This is a genomic window from Exiguobacterium sp. RIT341, assembly GCF_000632205.1.
Lineage (GTDB): Bacteria > Bacillota > Bacilli > Exiguobacteriales > Exiguobacteriaceae > Exiguobacterium_A.
On record NZ_JFYW01000010.1, the window covers coordinates 135,347 to 160,979 of the forward strand.

26 protein-coding genes are annotated in these 25,633 nt (G+C 46.0%); 11 read left to right on the forward strand and 15 right to left on the reverse strand.

Going from position 1 to position 25,633, the window contains the following annotated elements; all coding sequences use genetic code 11:
• The first annotated feature begins 48 nt into the window (after window positions 1–48).
• From BW42_RS13060 to BW42_RS13075, 4 genes are all read left to right on the forward strand, one after another.
• On the forward strand, window positions 49–378 hold the full coding sequence (locus tag BW42_RS13060) for a hypothetical protein (protein WP_035411974.1): 330 nt from the start codon (window positions 49–51) through the stop codon (window positions 376–378).
• The gene (locus tag BW42_RS13065) at window positions 375–1,598 is read left to right on the forward strand and encodes a glutathionylspermidine synthase family protein (RefSeq protein WP_035411977.1); all 1,224 of its coding nucleotides are present in this window, start codon (window positions 375–377) and stop codon (window positions 1,596–1,598) included. Before BW42_RS13060 ends, BW42_RS13065 begins: the two co-directional genes overlap by 4 nt.
• Window positions 1,595–2,230 (forward strand): hypothetical protein, encoded by a 636-nt coding sequence (locus tag BW42_RS13070; RefSeq protein WP_035411980.1) that lies wholly within the window; start codon window positions 1,595–1,597, stop codon window positions 2,228–2,230. The genes BW42_RS13065 and BW42_RS13070 overlap by 4 nt, the downstream gene beginning before the upstream one ends.
• Window positions 2,231–2,468: 238 nt before the next feature.
• Window positions 2,469–3,962 carry a peptide MFS transporter gene (locus BW42_RS13075; protein ID WP_035411982.1) on the forward strand — a complete coding sequence of 498 codons (1,494 nt, stop codon included), beginning with the start codon at window positions 2,469–2,471 and terminating at the stop codon, window positions 3,960–3,962.
• A gap of 45 nt (window positions 3,963–4,007) precedes the next feature.
• Here the strand turns inward: BW42_RS13075 and BW42_RS13080 are convergent, their stop codons facing one another.
• Window positions 4,008–5,279 carry a purine/pyrimidine permease gene (locus BW42_RS13080; RefSeq protein ID WP_035411985.1) on the reverse strand — a complete coding sequence of 424 codons (1,272 nt, stop codon included), beginning with the start codon at window positions 5,277–5,279 and terminating at the stop codon, window positions 4,008–4,010.
• 158 nt (window positions 5,280–5,437) lie between these two features.
• On the opposite strand from BW42_RS13080, the gene BW42_RS13085 reads away from it, so the two are divergent.
• Entirely contained in the window at window positions 5,438–6,133 is a 696-nt protein-coding gene (locus BW42_RS13085) for an alpha/beta hydrolase (protein ID WP_035411987.1), read from the forward strand.
• A 95-nt stretch (window positions 6,134–6,228) separates the two neighbouring features.
• Here the strand turns inward: BW42_RS13085 and BW42_RS13090 are convergent, their stop codons facing one another.
• From BW42_RS13090 to BW42_RS13110, 5 genes are all read right to left on the reverse strand, one after another.
• Window positions 6,229–7,164 carry a carbohydrate kinase gene (locus BW42_RS13090; RefSeq protein ID WP_035411991.1) on the reverse strand — a complete coding sequence of 312 codons (936 nt, stop codon included), beginning with the start codon at window positions 7,162–7,164 and terminating at the stop codon, window positions 6,229–6,231.
• Window positions 7,151–8,074: a PRD domain-containing protein gene (locus BW42_RS13095; RefSeq protein WP_081780435.1), complete on the reverse strand. Its 924-nt coding sequence runs from the start codon at window positions 8,072–8,074 to the stop codon at window positions 7,151–7,153. The genes BW42_RS13090 and BW42_RS13095 overlap by 14 nt, the downstream gene beginning before the upstream one ends.
• Before the next feature lie 44 nt (window positions 8,075–8,118).
• Window positions 8,119–9,531, reverse strand: a complete 1,413-nt coding sequence (locus BW42_RS13100; protein WP_035411994.1) for a sucrose-specific PTS transporter subunit IIBC — start codon at window positions 9,529–9,531, stop codon at window positions 8,119–8,121.
• 171 nt (window positions 9,532–9,702) lie between these two features.
• Window positions 9,703–10,506: an endonuclease/exonuclease/phosphatase family protein gene (locus BW42_RS13105; RefSeq protein WP_035411996.1), complete on the reverse strand. Its 804-nt coding sequence runs from the start codon at window positions 10,504–10,506 to the stop codon at window positions 9,703–9,705.
• An 86-nt stretch (window positions 10,507–10,592) separates the two neighbouring features.
• Window positions 10,593–12,203, reverse strand: a complete 1,611-nt coding sequence (locus BW42_RS13110) for a PTS transporter subunit IIBC (RefSeq protein WP_231496921.1) — start codon at window positions 12,201–12,203, stop codon at window positions 10,593–10,595.
• A 309-nt stretch (window positions 12,204–12,512) separates the two neighbouring features.
• On the opposite strand from BW42_RS13110, the gene BW42_RS13115 reads away from it, so the two are divergent.
• A complete protein-coding gene (locus tag BW42_RS13115) occupies window positions 12,513–12,800 on the forward strand; it encodes a helix-turn-helix domain-containing protein (protein ID WP_035411999.1) in 288 nt (95 codons plus the stop codon).
• A 53-nt stretch (window positions 12,801–12,853) separates the two neighbouring features.
• Here BW42_RS13115 and queF read toward each other — a convergent pair whose 3' ends face one another.
• The 9 genes from queF to BW42_RS13160 form a co-directional block, all read right to left on the reverse strand.
• Entirely contained in the window at window positions 12,854–13,342 is a 489-nt protein-coding gene (queF, locus tag BW42_RS13120; RefSeq protein WP_035412002.1) for a preQ(1) synthase, read from the reverse strand.
• 13 nt (window positions 13,343–13,355) lie between these two features.
• Window positions 13,356–14,072: a 7-carboxy-7-deazaguanine synthase QueE gene (queE, locus tag BW42_RS13125; protein ID WP_035412005.1), complete on the reverse strand. Its 717-nt coding sequence runs from the start codon at window positions 14,070–14,072 to the stop codon at window positions 13,356–13,358.
• Entirely contained in the window at window positions 14,069–14,524 is a 456-nt protein-coding gene (queD, locus tag BW42_RS13130; RefSeq protein ID WP_023469724.1) for a 6-carboxytetrahydropterin synthase QueD, read from the reverse strand. Before queD ends, queE begins: the two co-directional genes overlap by 4 nt.
• The gene (gene queC / locus BW42_RS13135) at window positions 14,521–15,177 is read right to left on the reverse strand and encodes a 7-cyano-7-deazaguanine synthase QueC (RefSeq protein ID WP_023469723.1); all 657 of its coding nucleotides are present in this window, start codon (window positions 15,175–15,177) and stop codon (window positions 14,521–14,523) included. Before queC ends, queD begins: the two co-directional genes overlap by 4 nt.
• Before the next feature lie 171 nt (window positions 15,178–15,348).
• Complete coding sequence (bshB2, locus tag BW42_RS13140) at window positions 15,349–15,999, reverse strand: bacillithiol biosynthesis deacetylase BshB2 (protein ID WP_035412008.1); 651 nt, start codon at window positions 15,997–15,999, stop codon at window positions 15,349–15,351.
• Entirely contained in the window at window positions 15,996–16,364 is a 369-nt protein-coding gene (locus BW42_RS13145) for a YojF family protein (protein ID WP_035412012.1), read from the reverse strand. Before BW42_RS13145 ends, bshB2 begins: the two co-directional genes overlap by 4 nt.
• A gap of 61 nt (window positions 16,365–16,425) precedes the next feature.
• Window positions 16,426–17,241 carry a pyridoxine/pyridoxal/pyridoxamine kinase gene (gene pdxK / locus BW42_RS13150; protein WP_023469720.1) on the reverse strand — a complete coding sequence of 272 codons (816 nt, stop codon included), beginning with the start codon at window positions 17,239–17,241 and terminating at the stop codon, window positions 16,426–16,428.
• A 131-nt stretch (window positions 17,242–17,372) separates the two neighbouring features.
• Window positions 17,373–18,377 carry an inorganic phosphate transporter gene (locus BW42_RS13155; RefSeq protein WP_035412015.1) on the reverse strand — a complete coding sequence of 335 codons (1,005 nt, stop codon included), beginning with the start codon at window positions 18,375–18,377 and terminating at the stop codon, window positions 17,373–17,375.
• Window positions 18,378–18,393: 16 nt separating this feature from the next.
• Window positions 18,394–19,011, reverse strand: coding sequence for a DUF47 domain-containing protein (locus tag BW42_RS13160; protein ID WP_035412018.1), 618 nt, complete (start codon window positions 19,009–19,011; stop codon window positions 18,394–18,396).
• A 341-nt stretch (window positions 19,012–19,352) separates the two neighbouring features.
• Here BW42_RS13160 and cbpA point away from each other — a divergent pair, with 341 nt between their 5' ends.
• The 5 genes from cbpA to BW42_RS13185 all read left to right on the forward strand — a co-directional run bounded on the left by cbpA (window position 19,353) and on the right by BW42_RS13185 (window position 25,623).
• On the forward strand, window positions 19,353–19,991 hold the full coding sequence (cbpA, locus tag BW42_RS13165) for a cyclic di-AMP binding protein CbpA (protein WP_035412021.1): 639 nt from the start codon (window positions 19,353–19,355) through the stop codon (window positions 19,989–19,991).
• 59 nt (window positions 19,992–20,050) lie between these two features.
• Entirely contained in the window at window positions 20,051–20,821 is a 771-nt protein-coding gene (locus tag BW42_RS13170) for a pyrroline-5-carboxylate reductase (RefSeq protein WP_035412024.1), read from the forward strand.
• Window positions 20,822–20,991: 170 nt separating this feature from the next.
• On the forward strand, window positions 20,992–21,549 hold the full coding sequence (locus BW42_RS13175; RefSeq protein WP_035412025.1) for a TetR/AcrR family transcriptional regulator: 558 nt from the start codon (window positions 20,992–20,994) through the stop codon (window positions 21,547–21,549).
• 14 nt (window positions 21,550–21,563) lie between these two features.
• Window positions 21,564–24,749, forward strand: coding sequence for an efflux RND transporter permease subunit (locus BW42_RS13180; protein ID WP_035412028.1), 3,186 nt, complete (start codon window positions 21,564–21,566; stop codon window positions 24,747–24,749).
• 220 nt (window positions 24,750–24,969) lie between these two features.
• Window positions 24,970–25,623, forward strand: coding sequence for a C40 family peptidase (locus BW42_RS13185; RefSeq protein ID WP_035412031.1), 654 nt, complete (start codon window positions 24,970–24,972; stop codon window positions 25,621–25,623).
• Window positions 25,624–25,633: the final 10 nt, after the last annotated feature.

The window sequence follows — 25,633 nt, forward strand, 5'->3', positions numbered from 1 at the left end:
CTATCCATAACGAGAGTAAAAGGAAAGGGGACTGAGAAGGTGAATTGGATGAAACAAGCTACACTAGCTGCGACACTGTTGATCGGAACGACATTAAGTGGGTGTGGATCGGATGATGCGCGAGCGGAACGACCAGATGATCCGGATTGTGATGACTATGAATATGATAACGATGAAGGTGTCTGGTACTGTGATGATAGTTCGTCGACTCATTCAGGCTACTATTACTGGGGTGGTAGTTATTTCGCTTCACGTGCCTTGATGCACAGTGCGATGCGAACGAAAGGATATACGCCGAAATCGAAAAAAGTAAAGAGTTACAATACGAAAACAAAAGGATTCGGAACGGGCTCGTCCTCCGGCTTTTTCGGCGGATGAATAAACGACAGACCTTTTATGGAGACATCGATCGTTTTTGGGATGTGCTAGACGGGGAACCGTACGCTGTCACGGAAATCATGCCGATCTCGGACAAACGAATCGATCAACTGCATATCGCGGCGCAAGAAGTGTATCGGATATTTGAAAAAGTACTTCCGATTCTTCGCTCAATGGATGATCAGGCACTACTTGAACTTGGCTTCCCAGTCGAAAGTCTTGCCTTCTTACGACTCGAGACGATGCGACCGCTGACCGTCATCGGGCGCTTTGATTTCATTGTGACGGCTGATCGCATTTCACTCATGGAATGGAATGCCGATACGCCGACCTTCATTAAGGAAGTATTTGAAGTCAACGATGTCGTAGCAGAGAAACAAGGATTTAAACGTGTCAATGATGGAGAAAACGAATGGCTCAAGGAAGCTGTCCGTCGTGCAATCGAAGCAGCGACATATCGGACGAAGCAGGATCCGCATGTTGTCTTCACTTCACATGGCGACCATATCGAAGATCGGCTGACGTCTGAGTATTTGCAGTCGTTCTGGAGTAGCGCGGTCTATTGTCCGCTTGATGCACTAGAGATTCGCCCGGAAGAGGGCTTGTACGATGAGACAGGTAAAAGAATTGATATTTTATACCGGCAAACCTTTCCAATCGAGATGGCTTTGCTGGACCGGGATGAAGAGGGGCGAAACCTAGGACAGTTATTGTTGCAACTTGTCGAGACGGGGCGGCTAGAAATCATCAATCCACCGTCCGCTTTTTTAATGCAAGCCAAGTCGGTTCTTGCGTTGATCTGGATGTTACACGAAACCAAGCATCCATACTTGAGCGAAATGGATCATACGATGATTGCACGTTATTTTTTACCGACATACTTATCAGAAGATGCATTCATCTCAAGCCGACAACCGTTCGTCAAGAAACCGATCTTTGGACGCGAAGGGGACACTGTAACGGTCCATGACGGACAGGGAGAAGTGCTGCTAAAGAATGAACAGCATACGTTTCTTGATCAACCGGCTGTCTATCAGGCGTATCGAGAATTACCGATGTATCCACTTCAAGAAGAGGGAGACGTCGCGTATATGTACGGTGTTTTTATTTTAGGTGGAAGACCGAGTGCGATTGGTGTACGTGCTGGAGAACGGATTACTGGGAATCGTTCCTATTTCGTACCAATCGGTCGACAGCATGAAGGAGGGAGAAACATATGAGAGCAGCCATTTTAGGAGCATCCGGTCTAGTTGGCCAAGAACTCGTAGACCGTTTGTTGGCAGAAGAGGCATATAGCGAGGTACATGTTCTTGTTCGCCGACCGATACGCCGTTTTCATCCGAAACTTGAAGAATGGGTGATTGATTTTGATCGTGTGACAGAAATCGAATTGCCTGTCGTTGATCACGTCTACTGTGCACTAGGTACGACGATTAAACAAGCAGGCTCGCAAGATGCATTCCGTCTAGTTGATTATACGTATCCGGTTGAACTTGGTCGTGAACTGTTAGATCTCGGTGCGACACGTTTTGCTTTGATTTCAGCTCTTGGTGCCCATCCGAATGCCAAAACCTTCTACAATCGCGTAAAAGGGGATACGGAAAATGGACTACGCGTACTAGGATACGATGCATTACTAATTTTCAGACCTTCGCTCTTGTTAGGAGAAAGAGACGAGTTTCGTTTAGGCGAACAGGCAGCTGCGAAAATTTCGACGGTGTTACGACCGTTATTAAAACGCAGTGCCATCGCTCCGATCGAAGCCGGTCAAGTCGCTGCGGCGATGATTCATGAAACGCTACATGCGCCGCCTGGAATTACGATCATCGAATCAAAACAGATGCAATCTTGAGCAGCCGACTTGTCGGTTGCTCTTTTATTATTCTTGTAATATAAATAATATTTGACTCATCAAATGATTTGCGGTTGAATGGTAAAGTGCTGTCTCATATATAAAAAAAGAAGTGAGACAATTCAGGCAAAACAGTGTATTCGTATCCTATCTGTTTCGTCACGCTTATCGTTTGGGGAAAGCGGGAAAAGATGATGGATTATGCACTTATTCAGGGCAGATGAAAGGAGCCAATCATATGGCAGAGTTTGATCGCGATCAGGTCTATAAGACCGTTCCGCAAAAAGGATTCTTTGGAAATCCGAAAGGGTTATTCACCCTCTTCTTCACCGAGTTTTGGGAGCGTTTCTCCTACTATGGTATGCGTGCCATCCTTATCTTCTATATGTACGACTCAGTCGCAAATGGTGGTCTAGGAATTGACAAGACGACAGCTGCGTCAATCATGGCCGTTTACGGTTCACTCGTCTACATGTCTGGGATCATTGGTGGATGGGTAGCTGACCGTTTGCTCGGTACGTCTCGAACTGTATTCTATGGTGGTATCTTGATAATGCTGGGGCATATCGTTCTTGCTTTACCAGCAGGCATTACGGCACTCTTCGTCTCGATGGGACTCATCGTCATCGGTACCGGTTTCTTGAAACCGAACGTATCGAATATCGTCGGAGATTTGTACAGTAAGACGGATAATCGTCGTGATGCTGGATTTAGTATCTTCTACATGGGGATCAACGCTGGGGCATTCCTTTCACCACTCGTCGTCGGTGAAGTGGCTGACCGTGGTGGGTACCATGCTGGTTTCGCACTCGCCGCCATCGGAATGTTCGCAGGACTTATCGTCTTCGTCCTGACGAAAAAGAAAAACCTTGGTCAAGCAGGTACGTATGTTTTAAACCCATTAAAAGGGGACGAGAAAAAACGCTTCATCACGATTGCGTCGATCGTTGTCGTCGTCATTGCGGTTCTCGGTGTCATTGCATCGATGACAGGATTGTTGACGATTTCTCGCTTTACCTTGATGGTCACGATTCTCGGAATCTTGATTCCAATCGCCTATTTCACAGTCATGCTTCGTAGTCCAAAGATTACAGATGACGAACGATCGCGCTTGATTGCTTATATTCCGCTCTTCATCGCAGCAGCGATTTTCTGGGCGATCCAAGAACAAGGTTCATATGTCCTCTCGATCTTTGCAAGTGAACGGACGAACCTTTCATTCTTAGGATTTGAGATTCAACCGGCATTCTTCCAATCGTTGAATCCGCTCTTCATCATCGTATTAGCACCTGTATTTGCAAGCTTCTGGGTCAAGCTAGGGGATCGTCAACCGACGACGATGCAAAAGTTCTCGTTCGGTCTTCTGTTTGCAGGGCTTTCGTTCATCGTCATGACACTACCAGGTATCCTATTCGGTGTTGAAACAACAGTTAGTCCGCTCTGGCTGACGCTCAGCTTCTTCCTCGTCGTCATCGGTGAGCTCTTCTTGTCACCAGTCGGTTTATCGGCAACGACAAAATTGGCGCCGGCAGCCTTCTCAGCGCAAACAATGAGTCTATGGTTCTTGACGAACGCAACGGGACAAGCGGTCAACGCACAAATCGTTAAGTACTATAAAGCGGATACAGAGATTCTATATTTCGGTATCACAGGTATCGTTGCCGTCATCTTCGGATTACTCTTATTCGCTTTCGCACCAAAACTTCAAAAATACATGCGCGGCATTCGTTAAGATATTCAAAAAAGACGCTTTCTCGATCGAGAAAGCGTCTTTTTATTAATCATTCGTCCGGATATGGCGTAAGGCCTCTGCAAGCAAGGCGACTAACGTTCCGAGGACGAGACCGTTCGACATCAGTGTCGTCATGAGTGGTGGTAAATCGGCCGTTGCTTCTTTCGGTAACAACAACGCACCGATGCCGACGAGAACTGGAAGACCAACTGTGATCATCGCTGTTTGACGATTCAAATCGCGAGCCGCTTCCGTGACGCCGATGATTGCCATGCCGGCAACGATCGGGGCGACCATCGCATAACCAACAGCGACAGGGATTTTAGCAATCAAACCGACGAACGGTGTCACGATACTGAGGAAGAGACACGTGATATTCGCATAAACGAACGCTTTGCGGTCCGTATTATCCGTTGAGGCGATGAATCCAGCCGTTCCGGAAATAGCAACAGGACCCACTGTACCGAACAGACCGGCGAAGAGTTGTCCGATACCAGCCGTGATACCAGCCGTCCCGACTTGTCCTTTGACCGTTTCTCCGCGCTTCGCACTGATGATCCGTTCAATGACCTTGATGTTCGCTAAGACGTTCGTCATCAAGAGTAACGAGATGATGATAGCAGTCGGTAATAGGCTCCAATCGATATGAATACCGCCGAATGGTAATAGGCTCGGTAAAGTGAACAGTGGACCGTCGAAGTTTGGCATCTCAGCACGTCCGATCAGTGCGAACATGCTCCAACCGACGAGTAGTGTAATCAATAAAGCATATTGTCGTAAGCGATCACTTCGTTCTAAATAGAGCGAGATCAAGACGGTCAGAATCGAGATGACGGCAGGCAATACTTGAATCCGTCCGTCTTCGATATTCAACAATCCTTTCATGACGGATCCCGACAGCTGTGCCGACAGCAATAACATATAAACACCAATGACTTGTGGAGTGAAGAGCGGAACTAAGCGTCGTAAGACACCTGTCACCGTCAAGATGATACAGATGATTCCGCTGAGTAAGAGTAAGAATCCGAGCGATTGTAGCGTGTTCGAATAACTGCCGTACAGCGTGACACCAATCGATGAATAGAGAGCGAATACTCCCCACCAAATTCCAGCAGGACCTTCCATGATTGGAAGACGGTGTCCGAGTAGGACTTGAAATAGACTTAAGATGGCAAATACGAATAGACAACGAGATAAAAAGGAAAGCGTCTCGGCACCCGAGAGTTCAAACGATGCTGCGATGGCAAGGGGTGGGGCAATGTTGGTACAGATGATGAATAAAAACCATTGAATCGTAGACACAAGGGTACGCGGCAAAACGTAAATCTCCTTTCGAAAAAACAATAGTGACTTTATCTTAAACCAATTCATGAAAAAGAGATAGGGATGCTTACAATGACTGAAAATTCTATCATTTGTTTTCATATGTGATTTAACACATAATAATGGGTATAATGCTATAGGGAGGGAATGACATGAAAAAATGGAGTAAACGAATCCTTGGAACGATTGTTGCAGTACTTGCGCTACTCGTATTTGCCTTTATGATTTGGGCACAATTCGATTATGACGCTTCGCAGCAAGCGGCGTCTTACGTGGAGACGGAAACACCACGTGAAGTCACGTTTGGAAAAGAGACGAGTGACGTCGGATTCATCTTTTATCAAGGAGCAAAAGTCGATGCAGCTGCTTACAGTTATTATGGTAATCAACTAGCGAAAGATGGACATTTTGTCATCATACCGAAGCTACCGTTTCGGATTGCCTTGCTCGATGCAAACGAAGGACTCGATATCGTCGAGGAATATCCGCAGGTCAAAAAGTGGTATCTGATCGGGCATTCACTAGGTGGAAGCGCGGCTTCGACAATCGTCGAACAACATTCGAAGATTAAAGGAATCATCTTCCTCGCATCCTATCCGATTGATTCGATTGATGTGCCCTCACTAACGGTCTATGGTGGACAAGATGGTGTCTTACCAATCGCTGATATCGAAAAAAGTAAGCAGAATGTTCGAAAAGATGCGGTATTCCATGAAATCAAACAAGGAAATCATGCGAACTTTGGTATGTATGGACCACAAAAAGGGGACAACAGGAGCCCATTGACGTCAAAAGAGCAACAAGATGAGGCGTTAGACGAAATCAAACAATTTATCGATATGCCTTGATCGATTCTTTAGGAAGAAACGATTCATCAACCAAACGAAAAAGACGGAGAGATTCCGGCACTGCGTCCGGAATCTCTCCGTCTTTTTTTACGGATTTAACTCAAGCGATGAGCGACTTCATCAAGTGTTGGCAAGGCAGCCATTGCACCTTTGACGGAAGCAGCAAGCCCACCTGAAATCGCTGCGAATCGTCCGATATCATGAAGTTCATCTGCTGACCAAGCGAATGAAAAATCACGTAACGCACACTGATAGAGTAACCCGGACATGAAAGCATCCCCAGCTCCTGTCGTATCAATCGCGTCGACCGTAATCGCATCGATGACAGCCATCGCGTGATCCGTATACAGAATCGACCCTTCACTTCCACGCGTGATAGCGAGAAGACGGATCGGGTATTCAGCTAACAATTCGGCAGCCCCGTCATCAAGGTCTGTTTGTCCTGTTAAAAACGTTAACTCTTCCTCGGCGAGTTTGACGATTTGTGCATCCGGTAGGACGGACCGGATCGTCGTCCGTGCTTCATCGAGATTTGGCCATAACGATTCACGCAAATTCGGATCATACGAGACAGGCACTTGGTGTGCTTTCGCACGAGCGATAGCTGTTCGTGTCGCGTTGACGGCTTCACCAGTGATCAAAGAGATAGAGCCGATGTGTAATAAATCGACGGACTCGAAGTCCTCTGGTACATGTGTTTCGTGAAAATGCATATCAGCGCGTTCCGCATTGATGAACTCAAATGACCGCTCGCCATCCTGCCCATTCGTGACGAGGACAAGACCTGTCTTTTGTGTTGAATCATGGATGAGGTAATCCGTGCGGACGCCATAGTGATGTAACGTATCTTTCAAGAAGTGGCCCATCGAATCATCTCCGACCGCTCCAAGAAAATAACTGTCTGCGCCTAATCGAGCGAGTCCGACGGAGACATTGGCAGGAGCACCCCCAGGATTTTTTTGAAATGTCATGTTCTCGGCATCAAGAGGAATCAAATCAATCAGTGCTTCCCCTAAACTAAAGATTTTCATACGTAGAACTCCTTTCAAGGTCGGGACGAATCCGTTCAATGTGTAAAGCCATATAACCAATTTCTGATTCAGGGACACGCGTATCGAGTTCGACTGCCAGCCAGTCTCCCATCTGATTCGCACAGGCGTAGGCGTCTGCATAACGGGTTTTGACAGCTGATAGAATTACGTCATCCATGTCGTGTAACGTTTCTCCCTGTTCGATCCGAGCGAGGACCAATTTCATATGCGTGAAGAAACGATAGTACGTCATCGACGATGTTTCGATCGTTTTTCCAAAAAAGACTTCAATCTGTTCACGCAGTTCATTGAGTAACGTGACCGTCTGCAAAGCAGTTGCCATGTTCGGATGAGTCTGGCGTGCATTATATAAGTGAAGCGCGATGTTCGCTGCTTCTTCTTTAGGGAGGGTGACCTGTAACGCGCGTTCGATTTCAAGGACTGCCCATTCTCCGATCGCATATTCTGGTCCATATAAAAGACGAATCTCTTCTGCTAGTCTATTATGCACGACGAGTTGTTCACGTGCTAGCCGTACGGCATGAGCGAGGTGATCCGTCAGACTGACATGAATATAGTCATGAAACGGCGTCTGAAGTTCACCTTCTGCATGCGAGATGATGCGTTCGGATAAGTCGATGACCTCAAGTGGTGTCGTCGTCAGAATCTCTTTGAACTGTTCCGCATTTTCAAACGAAGGGATGAACATTTTTTCGATCTTCGTCGCTTGGATCGGATCTTTTTTCTTTTTTCCAAAGGCGATACCGGGTCCCATGATGATGCGTTCTTGTCCATTTTCTTTAACGACAACTGCATTGTTGTTGAGGATTTTATGAATAATCAGCCTGACGTCCTCCTTTCCAGTCTTTTCTTTATTATAAAGCGAACGTAGAGCTTTGCGAACCGACAAATGCGACCACCGAGTCAGTGGACCCGGTTTGGTCGCATGAAGGATTAAGCAGCAATGTCTGTTTCTTTTTGTTTACGTGCATCAAGACGCATCAAGACGACAGTCGAAACAAAAGCAGTGACGACCGCAATCGCGAATCCAACGAGGTAGTTGATCAAATTCGTTGCACCGAGCGGGGCGACGATCGCGATCATCGGGATTCCAGTTAGTCCGTAGGCGTTCGCCGCGACTTGCGTCAAGACGACATAACCGCCACCAATCGCACCACCGATTGCACCACCGATGAATGGTTTTCCAAGACGTAAGTTGACGCCGTAGATGACAGGTTCCGTGATACCGAGAAAGGCTGAGAACGCAGACGGTAGGGCAAGTGCTTTGAGTTTGACGTTCTTCGTCAAGAAGTAGACGGCAAGTCCGGCACCGCCTTGAGCGACGTTCGCCATCGACCAGATCGGTAAAAGGAAGTTCTTTCCGATACTTTTATCGGCAAGTAACCCTGCTTCGATTGCATGGAAACTGTGATGCATCCCAGTGATGACAATCGTCGAGTAAAGTCCACCAAAGAGGAGACCAGCGACGACTGAGAACTGTTCGTAGAAGAAGACGAGTACGAATGAGATTCCTTTCCCGAGCAACGTTCCGATTGGACCGATGACGATCAATGCTAGGAAACCAGTGACGAGGACCGTAACGAATGGTGTGACGAGTAAGTCGAGCGTTTCAGGTGTTCGTTTCCGGACTTGTTGTTCAATCTTTGCCATGACCCAGACAGTTAAGAGAACCGGGAAGACCGTTCCTTGGTATCCGATTAACTCGATGTTCATTCCGAGGAATTTCATGACTTCAGGATCACTGTTCCCAAGTGTCCATGGATTCAAGAGGGACGGGTGTGTCATAATCCCCCCGATGACGGCACCGAGATACGGATTTGCACCGAATTCACGAGCTGCCGAGAAACCGATCAGAATCGGTAAGATGATGAAGGCTGAAGACGAGAACATATCAAGTAGTTGAACAATCGGCGAATCGCCCTCGACCCAACCGAATGCTTTGATCATACCGAGTAATCCCATCAAGAGACCAGCTGCGACAATGGCCGGAATGAGTGGAACGAAGACGTTCGAAAGGGAACGGGCAAGACGGGCGAACGGGTTTAATTTTTGAGATGCAGCCTTTTTAACGTCGAGTGGCTCTTCTCCATCGACTTTCACACCAGCGAGTGGTGCAAACGCAGCGAATACCTTATTAACGGTACCGGTCCCGAAGATGATTTGATATTGACCAGAGCTCGAGAAGGCACCACTTACACCATCCAAATCTTCAAGTGCCGCTTGATCTACCTTTGATTCGTCATGTAAAACAAGGCGTAAGCGTGTCGCACAGTGAGCGGCAGTAATGATGTTCTCGCGTCCACCGACAAGTTCAAGTACACGTTTAGCAGTTTGTTGATAGTCCATCTGAAAAGTCCTCCTTTTTTCGTGAAACACGCTAGATGAGACAAAAAAAAGGCAAGACCGAACGACACCTCTCCTAAGAAGGTGTCATTTCGGTCTTGCCAGCCATACTGTCACAATCCGCACTATTGATTTGATTTCATCATAAAGCAGAAAAGAAAGCGTTGTCAACAATCAATTTTCATTTTTTTGAATCCGAATATCAACCTCAACCCCGTAGTGATCGGAAACGACGGGTCCGTGAATCCCATCGAAGACGACACCGACGCGCTCGACATCGATCTTTCGGTTCGATAAGACAAGATCGATGCGTAATCCTTGTTGATTGTCTTCCCATCCATCGATGTTGCCATCGATCGTTTCAATCCCGACCGTTTCCTTAGCAAGCAGAAAAACGTCATGTAATCCTCGTTGCATCATATAGTCATACCCTGTATTTCGTTCTAAGGCATCATTGTTGAAATCCCCGAGGAAAAACGTCCATTCAAGTGGATCCATCCGAGCCATCAAGTGGTTGAATTGTTCCTGGAACGGCTCGACTTCATCTGCCCACCAGCCGAGATGACAGGTATTGAACGTGATGGGTGTTCCGTCGACTTGGATCGTGGCACGGACGATTTTCCGTGATTTCCAATCGAGTGTATCCTGACTACGGCTGACATAATAACTGTCTGACTTCAAGATCGGGTGTTTCGTCAATAAGGCGAGTCCTTCTTCGTATTTATCGTATCCGATATGGGCAAAATCCCAGATGAGGGAGTAGGTTTGACCTTGTTCCTTTAAGGCTTGCTGAATTAAATAAGCAAAATTATCATTACGCACCTCATCATGGACGATCGGTGTATCCATTAATTGACTGACTTCTTGCAGTGCGATGACATCATAATCTTGTGCGAGGATCTGTTGGACGATCTGCTTTAATTTTTCGAGTGGCTGTTCTTCTTGCCACGAATGACAGTTCAATGTGAGTAGACGCATGAGTGATCCTCCTGATTTTTCAAATAAGAAAGGTGAAACTCTTATGAAAGAGCTTCACCTTTAGGTAGTTCCCTAATCTCGCAGGTTTATGCGCCGATCCGGTCTTGGATATCTGATTTTAAGATATCGGCTTTTGGACCGTAGATGGCTTGCACGCCATTGTTCTTAAGGATCAGACCAAGTGCACCGTTTGCTTTCCAGTCCGCTTCTTGTGCGACAAGCGCTGGATTCTTAACGGTGACACGAAGACGTGTCATGCAGGCATCGACGTCTTCGATGTTCTGCTGTCCACCCAGTAAATCAATGATTTGGGAAGCTTGTGAACCATCGGCAGGAGCGGATGTCGCAGCAGCCTCACCTGAAGCTTCAGTAGTCGATACGTTGATATCGTCCAGATAGTTCCCGTTACGACCTGGTGTCGCATAGTTGAACTTCTTGATGACGAAACGGAAAGTAAAGAAGTTCAAGAAGAAGAAGAATACACACACACCGATGAAACGAATTAAGTCACCAATCAAACCAGCTTTTGCAATCAATGGAATGCGTGTCAGAAGTTCGATTGCACCAAACGCATGAATCCGAAGATGCATGACATCCGCTAGTGCGAAGGCAACACCTGTTAGTACAGCATAGATGACATAAAGAACAGGAGCGATGAACATGAACATGAACTCGATTGGCTCTGTGACACCTGTCAAGAAGACAGCGAGTCCTGCAGATAGGAAGACCGGTTTGTATGCTTTTTTCTTATCTTCATCGACTGACATGTACATTGCGACAGCAATACCGATCAATGAAGCAAGTGATGTGACGACTTGTCCTTCTTTGAAGCGGGCAGGAACGACACTGTTGATTAAGTCATTGTATCCTTGTGTGTTACCGGCTTGCTTTAAGTTGACAAGGTCAGTGATCCAAGCGAGCCAAAGCGGATCTTGACCAGCAACCGTCGATCCTTGAGCAGCACCTGTCAAGATTTTGTACGTTCCACCTAATTCCGTGTAGTTCATCGGTACAGTCAACATATGGTGCAGACCGAACGGAAGTAATAGACGTTCCAGTGTACCGTATACGAACGGTGCAATGATCGGTGCAGAATCACGTGAAGAGGCAATCCAGCGCCCGAAGTCATTCAACAATCCTTGGACGAACGGCCAAACGAGTGACAATGCGAATGCTGCAACAACCGATCCACCGATGACGACGAATGGAACAAAACGTTTTCCGTTAAAGAAGGCGAGCGCATCTGGCAATTTACTGAAGTTATAAAATTTATTAAAGAGAACGGCACCAAGGAAACCAGAAATGATTCCGACGAAGACCCCCATGTTAAGCGCAGGTGCCCCTAAAACTGAAGTGAAATAATCTTTTACGATGAGCTCAGAACCAAGCAATGAATCGACCGTTGCTTTTGGGTCCGCGATCATGTCAGCATTGACGCCAAAGATAGCGCCTGTGACACGGTTGATCAAAATGAAGGCGAGTAACGCTGCGAACGCACCACCAGCACGTTCTTTTGCCCACGATCCACCAATCGCGACGGCGAATAAGACGTGGAGATTCGTAATAATAGCCCAACCTAAATCCTCAACGATCCGGGCAATCGTTTGCATTAATACGATGTCGCCTCCGTACATGCCGATCAGTTTCCCGACCGAGATCATGATTCCTGCAGCAGGCATAACAGCGATGACGACCATCAACGCTTTACCGAGTTTTTGCCAAAAATCGAACGAAATAGCATTTTTCAAGATCATTCACTCCTTTTGGATCTCTTTTTCTCTAATATGTGTGTAAGAACAGTGCAATAATGTAAGCGATTAATGCAACCGTTTGCATATAGAATTGTAAGCGATAACTTTTTAAAAAGCTAGTGTTTTATAAGAAAAACATTCGGAAATTTATTTCAGTGGAAAAATGACAGTTCGGAAAGGTATTCAAATTTAAAAAAAGAGAAAAAGGCTACAGTGAACATTGTTTGGTTTCAAAAAAGAAAAGATGTTGGGCGGATGAAAGAATGGATTCAACCGATCGGGCAGTACGGTCAGCGGATTCGTACATTACGAGAACGTCATCAGTTAGATCAGCATACATTAGCTGAATTGACTAAAATGACACTTGAGATGATTCGATGTATCGAAAATAGCATTGTGGATCCGTCTTTTTTGATGATTGAGCGGCTGGTCCGTACTTTGCAGATTCCTGCGGATCATTTGTTACGGCATATTTATATTTGGTCATCTGAAGTCATCTGTCAGCACGATCGTACGACCTTGATCGACATCCCGTCGAGTTAATGGGTATGAAAAAGAGGAACGGTGGAAAAGTCCACTGTTCCTCTTTTGAGCGTTTAACGATTATCGACAGTCTCAGGATAGAGATCGTGATTGAATAGACGATGTTCTGCCATTCGTTCATATTTTGTACCAGGTTTTCCGTAGTTGTAGTACGGGTCAATCGAAATTCCCCCACGTGGCGTAAATTTCCCCCACACTTCGAGGTAGCGCGGTTCCATCAATTTCACGAGATCTTTCCCGATGACGTTGATGCAGTTCTCGTGGAAATCACCGTGATTACGGAAGCTGAATAGATACAATTTAAGTGATTTCGATTCGACGAGTTTTTCATCCGGGATATACGAAATGTAGATCGTCGCGAAGTCCGGTTGATTCGTAATCGGGCAAAGGCTCGTAAATTCTGGTGCATTGAATTTTACGAAGTAATCATTTTCCGGATGGCGGTTCGGAAACGCTTCGAGTACTTCTGGTTGATATTCGAAAATGTATGGAACGGCTTTTTGGCCAAGTAACGATAAGTCGTTTAGATCTTCAGGGCGCATAAATCATTTCTCCTTAGACGCCACGATCGTTCGCGAAAACGAGGGCGTGTAGTTGTGGTAGGACACGTGCGTGATTAAAACGTTCATCACGAGCAACGCGTTCCCAAAGTGTTTTTAAATCGTGTAGCATCCGTGGGGCGATCGTACCTTCTTCGTGCGGATCCGGATTTCCGAGTGATAGATAGAGCGTTTTTAAGGCATATCGCTCTGAAATCATCGCCGCGAAATCAAGATCTGCTTCATCAAAAATGACGATTTTAACGGCACGCTGTTGTTCTGGTAGACGCTTGAAAAAAACATCCAAACGATCAAAATCGATGTTCATGCCACTTGAAGGCGGTTTAGGACTGAGTGTGACGTCATCGATATCAAGTAACCAATTTTGCCAGTAAGAACCTTGTGTCTCAACCGACATCGTGATGTTTCGTTCTTTTAATGCCTCAACTAGCGTACCGATCGAAGCATGAAGTAACGGGTTCCCACCAGAAATCGTGACATGTCCGTAAGAGCCGAGTGCATCGAGGCGTTCCATGATCGTCTCTGCCGTCAAGAGTTCAGGTTTTTCAGAACCATCCCATGTAAAGGCGGAGTCACACCATGAACAGGAATAGTCGCAGCCACCGGTTCGGACGAACATCGTCTTTTGACCGATTGATCGTCCTTCCCCTTGGAACGTTGGTCCGAAAATCTCGAGAACCGGAATTTTTGGCGTTTTCGTTAAGGCACTCATGCTTCGTTCATCCACTCACGACGGACTTCAGCAAAAGCAGTCGGCGTCTCATAAAGTTTGACGAATTCGACACGAAGTCCACGTTCGTCTGGAAGGTGTTGTCCGAGCGTCTCAAAAATCCACGCCGCCATGTTTTCAGCTGTCGTATTCATGTATGGTAATGATTCATTTAAATAACGGTGATCGAGAAGTGGTTCGAGATGTGTTTTAAAGATTTTCTTAAGATCACCAAAATCAAGTGTCATACCGCGGTGATCAAGAAAACCACTGATGCCCATATCGACATGGTACGTATGACCATGAAGCGCACGGCATTTCCCATCGTAATCATATAGGTGGTGCGCTGCGTCAAACGTCAGTTTTTTGACGATCATGACGCGGGATTTCGTATAGATAAGCGAGTCGCCAGTCGGGCGCTCGACCGTTTCAGGTGCTTCGTAATTGAATGTCATGTGTGTTGAACCTCCTTGATGTATGCATCTAATCCATTTTTTCGTAATTCACAGGCCGGGCATTCGCCGCAACCATCTCCAATGACGCCGTTGTAACACGTCAACGTGCGATTTCGAACGAAATCAAACGCACCGAGCGAGTCGGCAAGCGCCCACGTTTCTTTTTTGTCGAGCCACATGAGTGGCGTGTGCAGTACGAATGGATAGTCCATTGCAAGGTTCAATGTCACATTCAGTGACTTGATGAAGGCATCACGGCAGTCTGGGTAACCAGAAAAGTCCGTTTCACATACGCCAGTGACGATATGACGGATTCCGCGTCCTTTCGCGAGGACGGCTGCGAACGAAAGAAACAGGTGGTTCCGTCCATCTACAAAAGTAGAAGGGAGACCATCTTCGTTCGTCGTGATGGTTTGGCTGTGGTCAGTCAAGGCGTTACTCGTTAGTTGACTGAGAAGAGAGAGATCAAGCTCATGGTGTTTGACACCGAGCTCAGAGGCGATGTCGCGTGCGACTTCGAGTTCTTGTGCATGACGTTGTCCGTAATTAAACGTCACGACTTCGACTTCTTCGTACTGTTTCAGTGCCTGAAACAGACAAGTCGTTGAGTCTTGGCCGCCACTGAAGACGACAAGAGCACGTTCGTTTTTCATAATGTACACTTCCATTCCTAGTTTTTATAACGGAGGAGGTTACGAACTCCGGAGACGTAGTCTCAACTATTCACACTAGCAGAAGCCATCAAAAAAGTCGACGTTTTCTAATGAAGGCCAAAAAAGAGATGCTGATTGTCGCTCGGACGATCGGCATCTCTTAATAGGAAATTACAGCGGATAGTGGTAATAGCGTTCTTTGACGAGCAGGTCACGGATGTTCGAGTCTTCCGAGATGACTTTCATCAAACCACCTGTTTGAGAAGCGTGTGCTTCGAGTGCCTTGATCTTTTGATCCGTATAGGCACTGACATCGTGAATGAATGTTCCTTCTCCAAGCTCTTCTTTCGTATTGTTCGCAAAAGCGACCGCAAGGAACTCAGGGCGATCGGCAGGATCCATTATCCGAAGGGCACGAACGACGGCGCGAGCTGTCGCTTCGTGATCGGGATGGACCGCGTAACCCGGATAAAATGAAATCAAGCGAGTCGGGCGCGTTTGTTGAATCAAGGTAAGGATACGGTCAGCAAGTGCCGCTTCATCCTCGAATTCAACGGTCTTATCGCGAAGTCCCCACATTTGGAGATCCGAAATCTTCATTTTTTCAGCTGCATCGATCAACTCACGTTTGCGAATCGTTGCGAGCTGTTCCCGGTTCGTAAAGACAGGGCGTCCCATGTTACGGCCCATCTCACCGAGCGTCAAACAAGCATATGTGACAGGACCACGATTTTCTGCGTGCTCGATGATCGTACCAGCAGAACTGAAGGCTTCGTCATCCGGGTGAGGGAAGACGACGAGTAAATGATCTTCGTGTGTCATGCGTCTACCTCCTCTGCACCTTGAGCAAATGGTGTCGGGCTAAGTTCAAAAGCAATCGCAAGACGTCCTTCGACATCGTGACCGGCAATCAACAATTGATCCCCAGCAAATTCGAAATCAGTTAATCCCTCACCGTATAACCAGCCGTGTGCAAGTTTCAAACCGATCCGGTAAGGACCGTTTCCTGTGATCAAACCACGTTCGTAAGTGATTTCCGCATTACGGAAAAACATCCCTGCGCTATGGAAGGTCGGATCTTGGTGCGTCGCGTAGGCACCGTTCGTCGTCTCAACGTGTACGTATAACGGTGTATTCGCATGTTCGTCGATATAACGCTGTATCTCTTGTAAATCAATGGCTTGCATAAATCATTCTCCTCTCCTATACAGAAAGAAGTCCGCGGATATCGCGGACTTCTTAAGCGGATCAAGACTGGACTGTACGATGTGCAGCGTGATCAGTTGGTCCGACGTATTCATTCAAACGGAATGAATGACGAATCGCAGAAGTGATAAAAGATTTTGCTGTGCGGACAGCAGCTTCTACCGATGCACCTTTTGCGAGTTCGGCCGTGATTGCTGCAGAGTACGTGCAGCCGGCACCGTGCGTGTACGGTGTCTCGATTCGTTCGTCCTCAATCAGGATAAACTCTTTTCCGTCATAAAGCACGTCAACTGCTTGTGGATGGTCAATCTTACTGCCACCTTTAACAAGAACGTATTGCGCACCTTTTTCATGAATCCGCGCTGCTGCAAGTTTCATTTCGTCTATCGTTGCTGGCGTTTTACCAAGACCCGATAATTGACCTGCTTCAAAGACGTTCGGTGTGACGACTGTCGCAAGTGGTGTCAAGACATCACGAAGTGCGTTCGCTGTATCAGGGTTTAGCACCTCATCCTCGCCTTTACAGACCATAACAGGATCGATGACGACGTTTTGGACGCCGGATGATTTGATTTTTTCGGCAACGGCTTCAATGATTTCGACAGTCGGGAGCATTCCCGTCTTCATCGCATCAACACCAATACCTCCAAGGACCGTGTGGATTTGTGTCCGGACGAGTTCTGTGTCGATTGGGTAAACCGCATGATGCCAAGAGTGATCAGGATCTTGAGCGACGATGACCGTCAAGGCATTCATTCCGTAGACGCCAAGTTCTTGGAACGTCTTTAAATCAGCTTGAATGCCAGCTCCACCACTCGTGTCGGAACCAGCAATCGTTAAGGCTTTACGTTTTGTCATGGGGCATTCCTCCTAAAGAAATAGACAATCCTTCTTGTTCTTCATGATAGCGAATTATGGGAAAAACAACAACTGTCGACGCTTCTAGCGTAGACAAAACCCCACCTATCTTGAATAGGCGGGGTGCGTACTTATTTAATGAATAAGAAGTCGAGAATATAGTAGATCATAGCAGCTAAAGCCATTGAAATCGGCAATGTGATGACCCATGTGATAAGCATGCGTTGCGCTGTTCCCCACTTGACACCTTTCTTACGGTGCGATGTACCTACACCTAAGATGGCAGATGAGATGACGTGTGTCGTCGAAACAGGAAGATGAATCGCCGTTGCACCAAAAATGATTGCTGCTGATGTTAAGTCAGCTGCTACACCATTGACTGGACGGATTTTCATGATTTGACCACCGACGGTTTTGATGATGCGCCATCCACCGACAGATGTTCCGAGACCCATTGCGATCGCACAGGAAAGTTTAACCCAAGTGGCAACTTCGTGATCCGTTTGGAAACCAGACGAAATCAAAGCGAGTGTGATTATCCCCATCGCTTTTTGCGCATCATTCGTACCGTGTGTGTACGATTGTAATGCAGCAGTTGCGATTTGGACGTGGCGGAAGCGACGATTCGTTTTCGCCAAATTTCCTTTTTTGAAGATGATTTTAAAGACTGCATATACGATGAAACCGAGTGTGAAGGCGAGTACTGGTGAAATCAGCAAAGCTTCAACGATTTTCAAGAACCCTTTTGCTTCGATGCCACCAAATCCAACAGAGGCAACAGCTGCACCAGCAATCGAACCAATCAGTGTATGCGACGAACTTGACGGAATACCAAAGTACCAAGTCAAGAGATTCCAAGCAATGGCTGAAATCAAGGCAGCGATGACGACATAGCTCCCGTGTTCAAGTGTTGACGGGTCAACGATGTCACCAGAGATCGTTTTTGCGACTCCAGTGAATGTGATTGCACCTAGGAAGTTCATCGATGCAGCCAAAATGATGGCATGGCGTGGTTTCAAAGCGCGAGTCGATACAGCAGTCGCGATTGAGTTCGCTGTATCGTGGAAACCGTTGATGAAGTCGAAGCTAAGTGCGAGAATCACGATTATGGCGGTGATGATAAACAGGCTATCCATCTCGTTAGCTCCTCACTTAAGCGTTTTTCATGATGATCGTTTCAATGACGTTAGCTGCGTCTTGGCAGTAGTCCGCGATTGATTCGAGCGATTCATAGATTTCTTTGTATTGAATGATTTTAATTGGATCTGTTTCTGTTGCGAACAATGCTTTGATTGATTTACGGCGTAAGTTGTCACAAATCGTCTCTTGTTCTTTGATTTTAATGACATGTTCACGCATCGGTTGCAATTTACGTGCAACAAGAAGATCCATTGACGTTGCGAGTTCTGAAACAGCGATGTTGATTTCATCAACGAACTTAATCATGTGCTCGTCTGCTTGAACGATATTGTAGATTTCGAAAATAGCAGAACATTCTTCAAAGCCATCTAAGACGTCATCGAGTGCGTTAGCGAGTGCGAGTAAGTCTTCGCGATCGATTGGCGTGATGAACGCGTTGTTCAAGTCGATGATCAACTGATGCATCAAATCGTCCCCAGCTGTTTCGAAGTCTTTTACTTTATGTGCAAATTCTTTTACATCCGCGATGCCGTTGATTTTAAAGTCAACGAAGAATTGCGAAGTCGTTTTTAAGTGTCCTGCGATTTCTGATAATTTAACTGCGAATGGATCTTGTTTTTTACTAAACATTTCTTCTGCCTCCATATTAAGAACAAGAATAGAATAGTGAAGCAACTTCACGAGTTCGATTGTAGCAGACGGTATTGTAAAAGAATACATTTATGAAGCGTCTTTACGAAATCTTAATAAATCTTAATATGAAGGTGATTGTAGATTTAATAAATTATCTGACAATAGGAGATTACATGTGTACTTAATTGAAATAGGTTGGATTGCGTTGTGATTACAAGCGAATGTCTTGTGATTGTAAGAATAAAAGCGCATCAGAAGTGGGAAAAGAGGATATGGCGTATGAAAATCGAATGATATGATTAAGTCTGCGTAATTAGGTAAAAGAGGAGGATTTTATTATGCTCGTTCAAAGTTTATGTATCCCGAAGCACCAATGTGTCACGATTTCCGAAACAGCGACGATCCGTGAAGCGCTTGACACGCTTGAAAAAACCGGATACCGATGTGTCCCGGTTCTTAGTCAGACAGGACAGGATTTCAAGGGGAATATCTATAAGATGCACATTTATCGTCATGGGATGAATGGTGGCAGTTTAGACGACAATGTCATGTCGCTGATTAAGAATACATCCAAATACATCTATACAGGAAGTAATTTCTTTGAAGTCTTCTTCTCAATTAAGGAATTACCGTATATTGCGGTCTTAAATGACGACGGTCATTTCTTCGGTATCTTACCGCACGGGAAGATGCTTGGAATGCTTGAGGAAGCATGGAATCGTGATTCGGGAAGTTACGTCTTAACGGTAGCCTTAAGTGAACAAAAAGGGGCGCTCGAGAAAATTTCGAAGATCGTTAACAAATATTCAACGGTGGCGAGTCTGATGACTCTCGATGCAAAGAGTAGTGTCATGCGTCGCGTATTAATTACGTTACCAACGGATTGTGACGAGAAGACGAAGAAAAAAATCGTGAAGAAACTTGACGACAAGGGTCTTCGTGTCGTCGCTGTTGAAGATTTAGCTGTTCGTGTATAATGGACCCGCATAAGACCAGTCATGACTGGTCTTTTTTTGAGGGAAAGGAAGAATAGACGATGAAACTATTAGTAGTAGGAGCAGGTGCGATGAGTGAGGCGCTCGTTCAAGGGTGGGTCGCTTCTGGATTTAAGCGTGAGGACATTACGATGACGAATCGCAGTGGTGGAGCACGCTTGACGGAAGTCGCGGCGCGACACGGCATTCAAACGGTCGAGCAAGAAGATGTCTCCTTATATGATGTCGTCATGCTTGGCATGCAACCCGATGGTGTACTTGCCTACGTAGCAAACCAACAATGGACGCATCAAACGATCGTTTCGATTGCGGCTCACATTACACCGGACGAAATCGAACGGTTAACAGAACGTCCGACAGTTGCTGTCATGCCGAATACACCCGTTGCCCATCGATTAGGAATGACTGGACTATGGTTCGGCTCACGCGTGAACGAAGAGATCCGAAGTGTAGTCGAGGCATTATTTGAACGTGTCGGAGAAATCGCGGAGGCAAATGAAACAACGATGCCAGCGTTCATGGCGGCAGCTGGATGTAGTCCAGCATTCTTCTATGAAATCGTAGCTGGTATGGTACCAGTTTTGACGGATGCTGGTTTTGAAGAGGGAAATGCACGTCGAATCGTTGCTCAAGCGATGAAAGGTTCAGCTGAAATTCTCATGCGTTCTAATGAGAGCACAGATCGTCTCATTGCTGACGTTGCAGCACCTGGTGGACCGACGGATCGTGGTGTCCAAGTGTTACGGGAGCGGCACCTGTTCGAAACGATGCAAGCGGCGCTACGAGAGAGTGCACGTGAAGCAAACGAATAATCCGCTTCAGAACGCTTACGTATAATAAAATGCGTAAGCGTTTTTTTCGTTCACGAAAGTTTCACGTGAAACATAAGCAAAGCGATTGCATCTCGAAATGAGAATCCGTACACTATAAAAAGAAACCGTCCAGACGGTACAGTAAAATAGATAGGAAAAGGGGGAGGCTTTTGGCTAGTGCAAAAGCACAAGAGACACGTCGCCGGATTCTTGAAGCAACGACAGCGATCATATTGCAACAAGGCTTTACTCAGCTAACGCTCGATGAAGTCGCGAAACAGGCAAATGTCTCGAAAGGTGGACTATTGTATCATTTTGCTTCGAAAGAAGCGTTGCTGATGGGAGTCATCGAAGCGCAAGAAGCACGTCAATTTGAACTGTACGAACAGCATCAGTTGACGATGGGACCGATGGAAGCGTTCGTGACGTTGCAAATCCAGCAGCAAGAGGAATTCCACCTCGACATGGATGCGCTTCTTTACTTATTGTCCTTGTTAAAGGATCACGCGACGTTCGTCGAGGAACGAAAGCGACAAGTTGAGCATTTCTTCCGCCAACTGACAGAACAGATGGATCCGGTTGAGGTGTTATCGATTCGTTTTACATTAGACGGTTTGAAACTGTCGGAGCATTTTCAGTTCGGTGCACCTTCTCCGACTATCCGACAACGATTGATTCAGCAATTAATAGAACGTGCACGACAATTAGACAAGCAAATTGAAGAGTGAAGGAGAACCATACGATGAAAAAGATCATCCAGTTTTCGGTGAACAATAAGTTTGCCCTCTGGCTTATGACGATCATCATCACAGTTGCCGGTATTTATGCGGGAACATCGATGAAGCTTGAGACATTGCCAGACATCACGACACCAACCGTGTCCGTGACGACAATTTATCCGGGTGCTACACCAGAACAGGTTTTAGATGAAGTCAGTCGAGAACTTGAAAGTAAGGTCGAAAATTTACCAGGTGTCGATACTGTACGTTCGACGTCCTTCCAAAATGCATCGAACTTACAAATTGACTACAACTTCAGTACAGACATGGAAGAAGCAGAGCAAAAGGTAAAAGAAGCTCTTTCAAACGTAGAACTACCAGAAGGTGTCCAAGAGCCACAAGTATCACGGATTTCCTTTGATGCATTTCCAGTCATCGGATTCGCTGTCTCAGACAAGGAACGCTCTCTGTCTGAGTTGACGAAACTCGTCGAAAACGAACTTCAACCGAAGCTTGAGGGAATCGAAGGTGCTCAAACGGTTCAAGTTGCAGGTCAAGAAATTCGTCGAATTGAGATTCAATTTGATGAGAAAAAACTCGAACGTTACGGTTTAACAGAAGAGAATGCGAAACAATTAATTCAAGCTAATGATTCACGTTTAGCGCTTGGTTTGTACGAGCTAGGAGATAAAGAACAGGCAGTTGTACTAGATGGAAAAGCAACGACGGTCAAAGAATTAAAAGATCTTCGTCTTCCATATACACCGCCAGCAGCGAATACTCCTGAAGCAGGGCAAGCAGGGCAAGCAGGGCAAGCAGGGCAAGCACCATCAGCAACAGGAGAGGCAGAGGCAGCATCCCAAACGACACCGTTGACAGGTGCTACGTCGGGACAAGCAACTCAAGCACCAACACAAGTACCAACTGTCACGTTGTCGCAAGTCGCGACGATTGAAGACAAAGGGATTGAAGAATCGATTTCTCGTTCGAATGGCGAAAGATCGATCGGTGTTCAAGTGACGAAATCGCAGGACGCAAATACGGTTGATGTCGTCAATGGCGTCAAGCAGACGATTAAAGACTTTGAAAAAGAAAACGGTTCGGTCAATGCATCTGTGACACTTGATCAAGGAAAACCAATCGAGGAATCCGTTTCAACGATGATTAGTAAGGCACTGATTGGTGCATTATTTGCCATCGTCATCATTTTGCTGTTCCTTCGAAACATCAAATCAACGATCATCGCAGTCATTTCGATTCCACTATCTCTTCTGATGGCGATTCTTGTGCTGAAGCAGATGGATATTTCTTTAAATATCATGACGCTTGGGGCAATGACGGTCGCAATTGGTCGAGTCGTTGATGATTCCATCGTCGTCATCGAAAATATTTACCGTCGTTTGACGGATCCGACAGAAAAGTTAAAAGGAAAAGAACTGATCATCAGTGCAACACGAGAAGTATTCATTCCAATCGCATCGTCAACGGTCGTTACGATTGCTGTATTCTTACCACTCGGATTTGTTACGGGATTCGTCGGAGAACTCTTCTTACCGTTCGCATTGACAGTCGTCTTTGCACTATTTGCGTCCTTGATCGTAGCGGTCACGGTCGTTCCGATGTTTGCGGACTCGCTCTTTAAGCGCGGTAAGGCACCAAAACCAGAAAAAGAAGAAGGTGGGAAGTTAGCGAACGGTTATCGTCGTATGCTGAATTGGTCGTTGAACCATAAATTCATCGTCTTTGGACTATCCGTCCTACTATTGATCGGAAGTTTTGCACTTGTACCAACAATTGGTGTCAACTTCTTGAATCAAGAAGGAGAAAAAACACTGTATGTCACGTACAATCCAAAACCAGGACAAACGTTGGATGATTCGTTAAAAGCAGCTGATCAAGCAGAAGATTATTTCAACAAACAAAAAAATATCGACAATCTTCAGTTTACCGTCGGTGGAGAAAATCCATTGAACCCAGGGAATACAAAACAAGGTGTCTTCATCGTCCAGTATGATCCAGACACAGAAGATTTCGCAGATGTTAAACAGACAGCAATCAAGCAGTTGAATGCCGACATTCCGACAGGAGAATGGAAAGAGCAAGACTTTAGTGGTGGAGCTGCGTCGTCAGGTGTCTCGTACTCGATCTTCGCGAATAACATTGAAGATTTAGAAAAAGTTACACCGAAATTCGTCGATGCGATCGAAGGCGAAACGAAATATGTTCGAAAAGTAACGACAGATTTAAAAGAAGCTTATACGCAGTATACGTTCGAAGTCGATCAGCAAAAAGCGGCTGAGTTCGGTGTTTCAACAGCACAACTCGCACAAGGTATCGCGAATGTCCAAGGTGAGGAAAAACCACTTTCTACTATTAAGGTGGATGGGAAGGAACTCGATGTCATCGTTCCAAACGAACAAACGACATATGATTCGATACGAGACTTGGAAGAGACAGATGTCGTGACACCACTTGGTGTTCGTAAACTGTCCGATTTTGTTGAAGTGAAAAAAGGAACGACACCTGACTCACTCAACGAACGCGATGGAAAACTCGTTGCTACTGTGACAGCAGAACTGAAAACGGATAAAGCAACAGAAGCTTCTCAAGCGATTGAAAAATCCGTCAAGAATATCAATCGTCCAACGGGTGTCTCATATGAGCAAGGCGGAGTTACTGAACAGATCCAAGAATCATTCACACAACTCGGTCTAGCAATGGCAGCAGCTGTAGCCATCGTCTATCTCGTCCTTGTCATTACGTTCGGAGGAGCATTGACGCCACTCGTCATCTTGTTCTCACTTCCATTCGCAATCATCGGTGGGCTCGTTGCACTTCTGATTACAGGCGAGACGATTTCTGTATCGTCCTTAATCGGTGCCTTGATGTTGATTGGGATCGTCGTGACAAATGCGATCGTCTTGATCGACCGTGTCATTCATAAAGAAGCAGAAGGTTTATCGACGCGTCAAGCACTACTCGATGCAGCAGGTACACGTTTACGTCCAATCTTGATGACAGCCCTTGCGACGATCGGTGCCCTTGCACCACTCGCCCTTGGACTCGAAGGTGGCGCATTAATTTCAAAAGGATTAGGCGTGACGGTCATCGGTGGACTTACAAGTTCGACATTGTTGACACTTCTTATCGTTCCAATCGTGTACGAATTCTTAGCACGTTTCCGAAAAAAGAAGTCAATTGATTCTTGAAAAAACGATTAAATCACTAAAACGGACAGATATGCAGAAATGGCGAGAATAAGCCATTCAGCATATCTGTTTTTTTGTTTTGTTACAAAAGTATTACAAGAAAGAATTCGCGTTAAATAACTGTAACATGATGAAAATCTGGAACGTGATAGGATAAAAACAGAAATTATCTGACAATTCAAGTGCATATTATACTCATACATAAGAGGAGAATGAATCGATGAAAACTGTCACTCGCGTTTTGCTAACCTTAACGTTACTAATCAGTAGCTGGACACTCGTTCCGTCATCAACACAAGCCGCAACGAGTAAGAAAGTCACGATCTCCGTGGATGTGTTAAATATCCGAGCGAAAGCGACAGCATCGAGTAAGCGAGTCGGTCAATTGAAACTTGGACAGTCCGTGGCAGTGAGCGGAAAAGTGAAAGATTGGTACCAAATTCGTCATCAAGGAAAAACAGCGTATATCGCTTCGATGTATACGAAAGCATACAATGCAAAAGCAACAAAAGGATTGAGCAAAACAGGGTCAACAATCGTATCGGTAGCGGAAGGTCTTAAAGGACGCCCTTATGTTTTTGGCGCGACGGGTCCAGTTAGCTTTGATTGCTCTGGATTTACACGTTACGTCTATCAAGCACTAGGAAAATCACTTCCGCGCACAGCAGCTGCTCAGTATTCATCGACGAAACGTACAGCTCCTGGCGCCGGAGATCTCGTCTTCTTTACACATGGAAGTGGGATTCAACACGTTGGGATCGCTGTCGATGGGAGTACGATGATCAATGCGAACTCGTACTATGGAAGAGTCGTCAAAGAATCGTTCCGTGGCGGCTACTGGGGATCACGGTATGTAGCGGCAGGGGCACTTTAAACAAATGAAG